Here is a 10,764-nt window from a genome sequence, read left to right on the forward strand (position 1 = left end):
TTAGCCCTTCCTCTTCGTCGAATGACGCGACCGGATGATCATCTTGTCGGTCGATTTGTTGTGACGCGTGCGCGCACCCTTCGTCGGCTTGCCCCACGGCGTGACCGGATGACGGCCACCCGAGGTGCGGCCTTCACCACCGCCGTGCGGATGGTCGACCGGGTTCTTGGCGACGCCGCGCGTCAGCGGACGAATACCAAGCCAGCGCGAACGCCCTGCCTTGCCCAGGTTCTGGTTCTGGTTGTCGGGGTTCGAAACCGCGCCAACCGTCGCCATGCAATCGCTGCGGATGTAGCGCTGCTCGCCCGAGTTCAGGCGGACCATCACCATGCCCTTGTCGCGACCGACGACCTGCACATACGTGCCGGCCGAACGGGCGATCTGGCCACCCTTCATCGGCTTCATCTCCACATTGTGGACGATGGTGCCGACCGGCATCTGACCGAGTTCCATGGCATTGCCTGGCTTCACGTCGGTCTTCTTGGCCGCGAGGACCTTGTCGCCAACGGCCAGACGCTGCGGCGCCAGGATGTAGGCGAGCTCTTCGTCCGGGTACTTGACCAGGGCGATGAACGCGGTGCGGTTGGGATCATACTCGATCCGCTCGACAGTGCCTTCGACGTCCCACTTGCGACGCTTGAAGTCGATGTAGCGGTACTTCTGCTTGTGACCACCGGCGATGCCGCGCGAGGTCACGTGACCCTTGTTGTTACGACCGCCGGTCTTGTGCTTGCCTTCGGTCAGCGCCTTGACGGGCTTGCCCTTCCAGAGCGACGACTTGTCGACCAGGATGAGACCGCGGCGTGCCGGCGATGTCGGATTATAATGCTTGAGTGCCATGGCCTCAGATCCCCGTCGTCACGTCGATGGACTGACCGTCCTTCAACGTCACGATTGCCTTTTTCATGTCGGAGCGCGAGTAGTTCGTGCCCTTCCACTTCTTGGTCTTGCCCTTCTGGACGAGCGTGTTCACGCCGACGACGTTCACGTCGAACAGCGCCTCTACGGCCGCCTTGATCTCGGGCTTCGTGGCGTCGTTGGACACCTTGAACACCACCGCGTTGTGCTCCGACAGAGTCGTCGTCTTCTCGGTGATGTGCGGGGCCAGGATAACGTCGTAATGACGATTATCGATGCCCGCCTTCTGCTTCTTAGCCATGGAAGCGCGCCTCCAGCTTTTCGACAGCGGCGCGCGTCAGCACCAGCGTGTCATGCTTCAGGATGTCGTAAACGTTGGCGCCGGCTGCCGGCATCACGTTCACTTCGTACAGGTTGCCCGCAGCGAATGCGAAGCTGGTGTCGACCATGTCGCCGTCGATGACGAGCGCACGCTTGCCGAAGCCGAGCTTGGCGAGATCGCCCTGCAGCGTCTTGGTCTTGCCACCCTCGACAGCCAGGCTGTCCATGATGACCAGCGAACCCGCCTTGGCGTGGCTGCTGAGCGCCATGCGCAGACCGAGCGCGCGAACCTTCTTGTTCAGCGACGGGTTGAAGTCACGGACGCGGGCGCCGTGTGCCTTACCACCACCGATGAACACGGGCGCGCGACGATCGCCGTGACGTGCCGTACCGCCGCCCTTCTGGCGACCGAACTTCTTGCCGGTGCGAGCGACGTCTGCGCGCTCACGGGTGCCACGAGCCGTCTCGCGACGCTTCTCGAGCTGCCAGGTGACCACACGGTGCAGGATGTCGGCGCGCGGATCGAGACCGAAGATCTCGTCGTTGAGCTCGATGTCCGCGCCCTCGGTGCCGGCGAAAGATGAAAGCTTGATCTTCACGCTCAGCCCTCCTGGCCGTCGGCTGCAGGTGCGTCGGTCGTTTCGGCCGGCGTGTCTGCTGCGATGTTGCTGTTGGCGGTCTTGAGACCGGCGGGGAACGGTGCGTCGGCGTGGCGCGCGACCTTCACCGAGTCCTTGACGAAGAGCCAGCCGCCCTTGGAGCCAGGAACCGAACCCTTGACGAACAGGAGACCACGCTCGACGTCCGTCGATACGATCTCGAGGTTCTGCTGGGTGCGATACTTGTCGCCCATGTGGCCGGCCATCTTCTTGTTCTTGAAGACCTTGCCCGGATCCTGGCGCTGACCGGTCGAACCGAGCGAGCGGTGCGAGACCGACACGCCGTGGGTTGCCCGCAGACCGCCGAAGCCCCAACGCTTCATGCCGCCCTGGAAGCCCTTACCCTGGGTCTTGCCCTGGATATCGACGATCTGGCCTGCGACATAATGGTCAGCCGAGATCTCGGCGCCAACGTCGAGCAGGCCGTCTGCGTTCACGCGGAACTCATGGACGACAGCCTTGGGCTCCACTTCGGCCTTGCCGAAATGGCCGCGCTGCGGCTTTGCGACATTCTTCGACTTGGCAACGCCTGCACCAAGCTGGACGGCCGTGTAGCCGTCACGATCCATTTCGCGAACGGAAATGACCTGATTGCCTTCGAGTGCCAGAACGGTGACCGGCACGTGCCGACCATCTTCCTGGAACAGGCGGGTCATCCCCATTTTCTTCGCGATCACGCCAGTACGCATGATCTTGTCCCTTCCTAGACAGAGGCCCCGTCGGACTATTCCTCGGGGGCTTGCGGACCATGTCCGGAGCAAGCTCCATGATGCATCCACCTGACCCCATCCACGGCAAAAGCCCTGAATGGAGTCGGATCAACCCGGTAAATACGAAACGCGCCCCGTCCCGGGCTGGTGCTCCTGCGAATGCGAGAGCGTGACGGGGGACGCTGCCCCGTCGGTTTGCACCGACGGCGGTATCCCAATGTCGAACGGCGCGGGACCGTTACCGGTCGACCGCGCCGCGCTCGCCCTTAGGCGAGCTTGATCTCGACGTCAACGCCAGCGGCGAGGTCCAGCTTCATCAGCGCATCGACCGTCTGCGGAGTCGGCTGGACGATATCCAGCATACGCTTGTACGTGCGCACCTCGAACTGCTCGCGCGACTTCTTGTCGATGTGCGGGCCGCGGTTCACGGTGAATTTTTCGATGCGCGTCGGAAGGGGAATCGGACCGCGGATGAGCGCGCCGGTGCGGCGTGCGGTGTCGGCGATGTCGCCAGTGGCCTGATCGAGCACACGGTGATCGAACGCCTTCAGACGAATGCGGATATTGCTGTCCATAGTCCCTACCGATGCGAAAGAGCGGGCCCGTTTCCGGGCTCTTGCTGGTTGATGTTTAAACCGAAGGCGGGCCATTACGGGAGAGTCGCCGAAAAGGCAACTAGCGCGACGACGATTTTAGGCCGCCCCCTCGCGGCGGCAATAGGCTCATGACTACCCCCACCCGACCCCTTTGGCACTACCTCGGTCTAGGGCGGGCGCCCGAGCAGCCGGATAACCGACGCCTACACGCGGCCTTTAGCGAAATGCTGTACTTCACGTGGCAAGGTCACCCAGTGATGCATCGATTCCTCCCAAACAGAGCGAACGGGAGCTGGGAAAGCAGGATCGGCGATAGCGCCCACGGCGACCCCGATCATCGACGGGTGCTTGGCGGTCCTCGCATAGACCGTTGATCCGCACTCTGGGCAGAAGACCGTCTCGAAGCGATTGCCTTCGTCCGTCGCTCGCTCAAACCGTTTGCCCTCACCGGCGACAGCGAGCAGTTCCTCGGGATAATAGGCTAGAACACCAAAGGGCGATCCGCTTCGGCGCTGACAGGCGATGCAGTGACATGCCACCACGGCAGGCGATGGCCCCGGAAGCTCGACCGTGAGTCGACCGCACTGACATTGCGCACGCATAAGCCCCGCCCCCCGTGGCGTGCCTAATCTAGCCGCTCGACGGACCCTGGCAATTGCCTGCTTGCCGCCCAACGCTTTGGCGATGCTGCGGCCGCCCCCAAACACGAAAAAGCCCGGCCTCTCTCGCGAGAAGCCGGGCTCTTTTCGATCATCTCCCGAAGGAGAAGATGCTTACTTGTCGATCTGACTGACGACGCCTGCACCGACGGTACGGCCGCCTTCGCGGATCGTGAAGCGCTGGCCCACGTCCATGGCGATCGGTGCGATCAGCTTGATGCCGAGCGACACGTTGTCGCCTGGCATGACCATCTCGGTGCCCTCAGGCAGCTCGACGGTGCCGGTCACGTCCGTCGTACGGAAGTAGAACTGCGGGCGGTAGTTGGCGAAGAACGGCGTGTGACGGCCACCCTCTTCCTTCGACAGCACGTACACTTCCGAGTTGAAGTCGGTGTGCGGCTTGATCGTGCCTGGCTTGCAGAGCACCTGGCCACGCTCGACTTCGTCGCGAGCGACGCCGCGGATCAGCGCGCCGACGTTATCGCCAGCCTGGCCCTGATCGAGCAGCTTGCGGAACATTTCGACGCCCGTGACCGTGGTCTTGCGGACGGTCGGGTGGATACCGACGATCTCGACTTCCTCGCCAACCTTGACGATGCCGGTCTCGACGCGGCCGGTGACGACCGTACCACGACCCGAGATCGAGAACACGTCCTCGATCGGCATCATGAACGGCTTGTCGAGCGGACGCTCGGGCTGCGGGATGTAGTCGTCGACAGCCTGCATCAGCTCGGTGACGGCGTCGGCGCCGAGCTTCTGGTTCGAACCCGACAGCGCGCAGGTTGCCGAACCCTTGATGACGGGGATATCGTCGCCTGGGAAGTCGTACGAGCTGAGCAGCTCGCGGATTTCCATCTCGACCAGCTCGAGGATTTCCTCGTCGTCGACCAGATCGACCTTGTTCATGAACACGACCATTGCAGGCACGCCGACCTGGCGTGCGAGCAGGATGTGCTCACGGGTCTGCGGCATCGGGCCATCGGTCGCCGAAACGACGAGGATCGCGCCGTCCATCTGGGCTGCGCCGGTGATCATGTTCTTCACATAATCGGCGTGGCCCGGGCAATCGACGTGTGCGTAGTGACGGTTGGCCGTCTCGTACTCGACGTGTGCGGTCGAGATCGTGATGCCGCGCTCGCGCTCCTCGGGAGCCTTGTCGATGTTTGCGAAGTCGACAGCGGTACCGCCGGTCGTCTCGGCGAGAACCTTCGTGATCGCAGCGGTGAGCGACGTCTTGCCATGATCGACGTGACCGATGGTGCCGATGTTGAGATGCGGCTTGTTCCGCTCAAATTTTGCCTTGGCCATTGTTTCCTACCTTCTGATTCGTATTCCGGTGCCACACCGGGAACCGCGCGAACGCGGCCCCATAGCGGCTGTTAAAGCCTGACGCTAGCCCTACCCCCTTAAAGGGTTAGGCCAGTTTCGCCTTCACCTCGTCAGCAACGTTCTGCGGCACTTCATCATAATGCGAGAACTGCATCGAGTATTGCGCGCGGCCCTGCGTGAACGAGCGGAGCGAGTTCACATAGCCGAACATGTTGGCCAGCGGCACCATCGCCTCGACCGTCTGCGCGTTGCCGCGGCTGTCGGTGCCCTGGATCTGGCCACGACGGCTGTTCATGTCGCCGATGACGTCGCCCAGATAGTCCTCCGGGGTGACGACCTCAACCTTCATGACCGGCTCGAGCAGCGTGATGCCCGACTTCTGCGCCACTTCGCGCATTGCGCCACGTGCACAGATTTCGAACGCCAGAGCCGACGAGTCGACGTCGTGATACGCGCCGTCATACAGCACGATCTCGAAATCGATGATCGGGAAGCCGACCAGCGAACCCGAAGCAGCGGTCTCGCGGAAGCCCTTCTCGATCGCGGGCAGATATTCCTTCGGAATGTTGCCGCCCTTGATCTCGTCCTTGAACGTGATGCCCGAACCGCGCTCGCCCGGCGTGACCTTGACCTTCACGCGACCGAACTGGCCGGTGCCGCCCGACTGCTTCTTGTGCGTGTAGTCGACGTCGACCGGCTTCTTCAGATATTCGCGATACGCGACCTGAGGAGCGCCGACATTGGCCTCGACCTTGAACTCGCGCTTCATGCGGTCGACCAGGATCTCGAGATGGAGCTCGCCCATGCCCTTGATGATGGTCTGGCCCGACTCGGGGTCCGACGACACGCGGAACGAGGGATCCTCGCGTGCGAGACGATTGAGCGCGACGCCCATCTTCTCCTGGTCGGCCTTGGTCTTCGGCTCCACCGACAGCTCGATCACGGGCTCGGGGAATTCCATCCGCTCGAGGATGATCGGTGCGTTCATCGCGCAAAGCGTGTCGCCCGTCGTGGTGTCCTTGAGGCCTGCGAGAGCGACGATGTCGCCCGCGAACGCTTCCTGGATGTCCTCACGGCTGTTCGCATGCATGAGCAGCATGCGGCCGACCTTTTCCTTCTTGTCCTTGACCGAGTTGGTGACCTGCGATGCGGTCTCCAGCTTGCCCGAATAGATGCGGGCGAAGGTCAGCGTGCCGACGAACGGATCGTTCATGATCTTGAACGCCAGTGCCGAGAACGGAACCTCGTCCGACGAAGGACGCTCGTCCGGCGTCACGCCGTCGAGCTTCAGACCCTGAATCGCGGGAACGTCGAGCGGCGACGGCAGATAGTCGACCACGGCGTCGAGCAGGGGCTGGACGCCCTTGTTCTTGAACGCCGAACCGCAGACCACGGGGACGAACGCCATGCTGAGCGTACCCTTGCGGATCAGCTTCTTGAGGTCGGCGACGCTGGGCTCGTTACCCTCAAGATAGGCTTCCATCAGAGCATCGTCCTGCTCGACAGCCATCTCGATCAGGTCGCTGCGATACTTCGCGGCCTTGTCGGCCATGTCCGCCGGGATGTCCTGATATTCGAACTTCGCGCCCAGGCTCTCTTCGAGCCAGATGATCGCGCGGTTCTCGACGAGGTCGACCAGGCCCTTGAAGCCGCCTTCCATGCCGATCGGCAGGTACAGGACCGCCGGGCGCGCACCGAGACGCTCGATGATCGAGTCGACGCAGAAGTAGAAGTCGGCACCGGTGCGGTCGAGCTTGTTGACGAAGCACATGCGCGGCACGCCGTACTTGTCAGCCTGACGCCACACGGTCTCGGACTGCGGCTCGACACCGGCAACGCCGTCGAAGCACGCGACCGCGCCGTCGAGGACGCGCAGCGAACGCTCGACTTCGATCGTGAAATCGACGTGGCCCGGGGTGTCGATGATGTTGATAAGGTGCTCTTCACCCTTACCTTCTTCGGCGCGCCACTTGCAGGTGGTTGCAGCCGACGTGATCGTGATCCCGCGCTCCTGCTCCTGCTCCATCCAGTCCATCGTCGCGGTGCCTTCATGCACCTCGCCGATCTTGTAGGACTTGCCGGTGTAATAGAGGATGCGCTCGGTCGTCGTCGTCTTGCCGGCGTCGATGTGCGCCATGATGCCGATGTTGCGGTAACGGTCGAGCGGATGGCTGCGGGCCATGATCGTGCTTCCTTAAGGATATGGGGAGCCGAACGTGCCGGCTCCCCAATATATAGGTGTTTGCGTTACGGGCGAAAGACCGCCCGTGACACGGTTACCAATGCTAGGCTTCGAAGCCCGCTGTTACCAGCGGTAGTGCGAGAATGCACGGTTGGCTTCTGCCATCCGGTGCGTGTCTTCGCGCTTCTTGACCGCGTTGCCGCGGTTGTTGGCCGCGTCCATCAGCTCGCCCGACAGCCGTGCGGCCATCGTGTTCTCGCTGCGCGAACGTGCCGCACCGATCAGCCAGCGGATTGCCAGCGCCTGTGCACGCTCGGGACGCACTTCGACGGGAACCTGGTAGGTTGCACCACCGACGCGACGCGAACGGACTTCGATGCCCGGCTTCACGTTGTTGAGCGCATCGTGAAAAACGCCGATCGGGTCGCGCTTGGCGCGGCTCTCGACGGTTTCGAATGCACCGTACACGATCAGCTCTGCGACGGACTTCTTGCCGTCCAGCATGACGCTGTTCATGAACTTCGACAGAACCTCATCCCCGAACTTGGGATCAGGCAGGATGACCCGCTTTTCGGGACGACGACGACGTGCCATTTTATATTCCTTCTAAACTTCAGCCTGTGTGATCAAACATACCAGTGCCGACTTGCGTCGGTTGGCATTGATCGGCTTACTTCGGACGCTTGGCGCCGTACTTGGAACGCGACTGACGCCGGTCCTTCACACCCTGTGTATCGAGCACGCCGCGCAGGACGTGATAGCGAACACCGGGAAGATCGCGGACACGACCGCCACGGATCAGGACAACCGAATGCTCCTGAAGATTGTGGCCCTCGCCCGGGATGTAGCTGATGACTTCGCGCTGGTTGGTCAGGCGAACCTTGGCCACCTTGCGCAGAGCCGAGTTCGGCTTCTTCGGGGTCGTCGTGTAGACGCGGGTGCAAACGCCGCGCTTCTGCGGGTTGGCTTCCATCGCAGGGACCTTCGACTTGGCCTTCTGCGGATCGCGGCCCTTGCGGACCAGCTGGTTGATCGTCGGCATTGAAGCCTTCACCTTTCAAATGGTTACTTTGCTGGAGCCATTGAGGCGCCTGAGAATACAAAAAGGACCCTAGGAAGCGCAAAACGCTCCTCAGGCCCTGGAATGCATCCAGCAATGTTCAAGCATGCCCGGCGGGAAAGACTCCCGAAGAACAGGGCGCGCCTATAGGTCAGGAGTCAGCCGCGGTCAACACGGGGATCACCCCACCCTGCCCTGAACCCGACGCCAGATTGGTTGCACGTTCGACAATCGTGCGTCGGGCATGAACAGGTGCTTGCCCTGCCGCGGACATGGCGCTAGAGCCCGCCACCGCACAGGAGTGTAGCTCAGTTGGTTAGAGCGTCGGTCTCCAAAACCGAAGGCCCTCGGTTCGAATCCGAGCACTCCTGCCAGATCTTCTCACATCGCCGATCGACAGCTGCCGTTACCCATTGGTCAGCGGCCGACGTACTGCGCCTGTCACGATTGCACAAAACGCATTTCATAATGCAATTTGCGCAGTTGTGAAATTCGCTGCTGCGATGCACAAAGACTGTGCCTTTCAGGCATCCTCTCCTAAAACTTTTACGGCCGGTCTTTGACCGGCCTTTTTTTTGGTCTGCGCGCTGATATACCGATGTCGGTCCGTCACGCCGGCAAACATAACAGAAACGCAGGAGAGGCGCCGCCGGCAAGACCGGCACCGGTTGACGGCCGGCGGGGGAGAGGGCGCAAACGCCCGCCCCCGCGCCTTCCGGTCCCGCCTCCTACGCATCCCCTTATGCTTTTAACCGTGTGCGAAAGGCTGGTGCATCGCGGCGTACGCGCTGCCGAGTCGGGCCATCACAGGGCCGCCCGGCGGACGCTGCCGCCCCGCCCCTTGCGTTCCGTCGGCGCGGAAGCTATCTGCGCCGCCATCCGACAGCGAGACGGACGCATGCCCGACCCCTTTGACGGGGCCCTATTGACGGGGCGACCCTTCACAGGGAGCGGGTTATGGGTCTATGCCTCGCTTCTTTTCATGTCTCCATCAGGCGGGTTCGAACAGCACCGTGGCTAAAACGTCCCCACTCGAATTCATCCGGCAGGTCCGCACCGAAACCTCGAAGGTTACGTGGCCGACGCGTCGCGAGACGATCATGACCGGGGTGATGGTCGTCATCATGACGACGATCCTGGCGCTCTTCTTCTTCGGCGTCGACTCGATCCTTCAGGCGATCGTCACCGCCCTTCTGAAACTCGCTCAATAAGGTCCGCACATGGCGCGCTGGTACATCATTCACGCCTATTCGGGCTTCGAGGGCAAGGTCCGCGACTCGATCATGGCAGAGGCGACCCGCATGGGTCTCGAGCAGCTCGTCGAGCAGATCGAAGTCCCCACCGAGACGATCACCGAGGCCCGTCGCGGCAAAAAGATCGCGGTCGAGCGCAAGTTCATGCCGGGCTATGTGCTCGCCAAGCTGAACATGAACGACGACGTCTATCACCTCGTCAAGAACACCCCCAAGGTGACCGGCTTCCTCGGCAGCATGGGCAAGCCACAGGCGATCAGCGAGGCAGAAGCCACGCGGATGCTCAACAGCAAGGAAGAGGCCGCCGCTGCGCCGAAGCAGAAGGTCAAGGTCGACTACGAGATCGGCGATCAGGTCAAGGTGCTCGACGGTCCGTTCGCGAGCTTCAACGGTCTGGTCGAGGAACTCGATTTCGACCGCAGCCGCGTCAAGGTGTCGGTGTCGATCTTCGGTCGCGCCACCCCGGTCGAGCTCGAGTTCGAGCAGGTCGAGCGCTCGAAGTAATCACCGCCTGAGTCTGCGGGCTCAGTCGATACGAATGATCAGAGGCCTGATGCTGCGACGCCGCGGCATCAGGCCTTTTCGTGTGCGGGCCAAAGCCGTGCCCGCGCTGTAAGCTCGACGCCCGCATAAGCGATGAAGCCGCGCAACACGTGGCGCAGGCGGAAGCTGTGGAAGCGCCGGATATAGGGAAAGGGCCGCGTCCCCGCGCGGATCTCGCCAAGCGCATCGCCAAGGTCGCGGCGGATCGCGCCCAGAATTCGCCGGTCGGTCAGGATATGCTTGGCGTAGAGCGCGCCGTCGCCATAGCCATAGCCCGCGAGCAGCGTGATTACCTGGTCGGGCCGGCAGCGCCCATGATGATGCTCGACGACGAAATACGGGTCGTAGGCGACGACCACCCCGGCCGCGATCGCGCGGAACAGGAAATCGGTATCCTCCGCTGCGACGAACCGCGCGCCCGCGCCGAACCGCGTATCGAACGGCCCCGTCCGCGCAATGACGTCGTGCGTGAAGGCTAGATTGGCCCCCATCACGAATCCGCCGGGAAACGCGCCCGGCACCGGCTCCATCGGATGATCCTCGAGCTTCAGCGTCACCGGCAGGTCTGCGGTATCGCCCGGCAGGATCCGCCCG

Annotated in this window: 13 protein-coding genes and 1 tRNA gene; 3 read left to right on the top strand and 11 right to left on the bottom strand. The window is 62.5% G+C overall.

Annotation, left to right across the window (positions count from 1 at the left end; genetic code table 11):
* From rplB to rpsL, 10 genes are all read right to left on the bottom strand, one after another.
* Positions 1–840, bottom strand: a complete 840-nt coding sequence (rplB, locus tag sphsw_RS01845) for a 50S ribosomal protein L2 (protein WP_031393762.1) — start codon at positions 838–840, stop codon at positions 1–3.
* A gap of 4 nt (positions 841–844) precedes the next feature.
* Entirely contained in the window at positions 845–1,159 is a 315-nt protein-coding gene (locus sphsw_RS01850) for a 50S ribosomal protein L23 (protein ID WP_031393763.1), read from the bottom strand.
* On the bottom strand, positions 1,152–1,778 hold the full coding sequence (gene rplD, locus sphsw_RS01855) for a 50S ribosomal protein L4 (RefSeq protein WP_031393764.1): 627 nt from the start codon (positions 1,776–1,778) through the stop codon (positions 1,152–1,154). The genes sphsw_RS01850 and rplD overlap by 8 nt, the downstream gene beginning before the upstream one ends.
* A gap of 2 nt (positions 1,779–1,780) precedes the next feature.
* The gene (gene rplC, locus sphsw_RS01860; RefSeq protein WP_031439113.1) at positions 1,781–2,527 is read right to left on the bottom strand and encodes a 50S ribosomal protein L3; all 747 of its coding nucleotides are present in this window, start codon (positions 2,525–2,527) and stop codon (positions 1,781–1,783) included.
* Between the two features lie 287 nt (positions 2,528–2,814).
* Entirely contained in the window at positions 2,815–3,123 is a 309-nt protein-coding gene (gene rpsJ / locus sphsw_RS01865; RefSeq protein ID WP_007406109.1) for a 30S ribosomal protein S10, read from the bottom strand.
* A gap of 224 nt (positions 3,124–3,347) precedes the next feature.
* Positions 3,348–3,746, bottom strand: coding sequence for a GFA family protein (locus tag sphsw_RS20830; RefSeq protein WP_081874055.1), 399 nt, complete (start codon positions 3,744–3,746; stop codon positions 3,348–3,350).
* 171 nt (positions 3,747–3,917) lie between these two features.
* Positions 3,918–5,111 carry an elongation factor Tu gene (gene tuf, locus sphsw_RS01870; RefSeq protein ID WP_031393767.1) on the bottom strand — a complete coding sequence of 398 codons (1,194 nt, stop codon included), beginning with the start codon at positions 5,109–5,111 and terminating at the stop codon, positions 3,918–3,920.
* 106 nt (positions 5,112–5,217) lie between these two features.
* Positions 5,218–7,314, bottom strand: coding sequence for an elongation factor G (gene fusA, locus sphsw_RS01875; RefSeq protein ID WP_031393768.1), 2,097 nt, complete (start codon positions 7,312–7,314; stop codon positions 5,218–5,220).
* A 123-nt stretch (positions 7,315–7,437) separates the two neighbouring features.
* Entirely contained in the window at positions 7,438–7,908 is a 471-nt protein-coding gene (rpsG, locus tag sphsw_RS01880) for a 30S ribosomal protein S7 (RefSeq protein WP_031393769.1), read from the bottom strand.
* Between the two features lie 76 nt (positions 7,909–7,984).
* Positions 7,985–8,356: a 30S ribosomal protein S12 gene (gene rpsL / locus sphsw_RS01885; RefSeq protein ID WP_010164594.1), complete on the bottom strand. Its 372-nt coding sequence runs from the start codon at positions 8,354–8,356 to the stop codon at positions 7,985–7,987.
* 315 nt (positions 8,357–8,671) lie between these two features.
* Here rpsL and sphsw_RS01890 point away from each other — a divergent pair.
* The 3 genes from sphsw_RS01890 to nusG all read left to right on the top strand — a co-directional run bounded on the left by sphsw_RS01890 (position 8,672) and on the right by nusG (position 10,131).
* A tRNA-Trp gene (locus sphsw_RS01890) sits at positions 8,672–8,748 on the top strand.
* 639 nt (positions 8,749–9,387) lie between these two features.
* Positions 9,388–9,585 (top strand): preprotein translocase subunit SecE, encoded by a 198-nt coding sequence (gene secE / locus sphsw_RS01895; RefSeq protein ID WP_031393770.1) that lies wholly within the window; start codon positions 9,388–9,390, stop codon positions 9,583–9,585.
* A gap of 9 nt (positions 9,586–9,594) precedes the next feature.
* Positions 9,595–10,131: a transcription termination/antitermination protein NusG gene (gene nusG / locus sphsw_RS01900; RefSeq protein ID WP_031393771.1), complete on the top strand. Its 537-nt coding sequence runs from the start codon at positions 9,595–9,597 to the stop codon at positions 10,129–10,131.
* Between the two features lie 68 nt (positions 10,132–10,199).
* Here nusG and sphsw_RS19585 read toward each other — a convergent pair.
* Positions 10,200–10,764, bottom strand: a 565-nt coding sequence (locus tag sphsw_RS19585; RefSeq protein ID WP_042466295.1) for a glycosyl transferase, incomplete at its 5' end; no start/stop codon positions are given.

The sequence above is a fragment of the Sphingomonas sp. FUKUSWIS1 genome (assembly GCF_000733135.1).
GTDB lineage: Bacteria > Pseudomonadota > Alphaproteobacteria > Sphingomonadales > Sphingomonadaceae > Sphingomonas > Sphingomonas aerolata.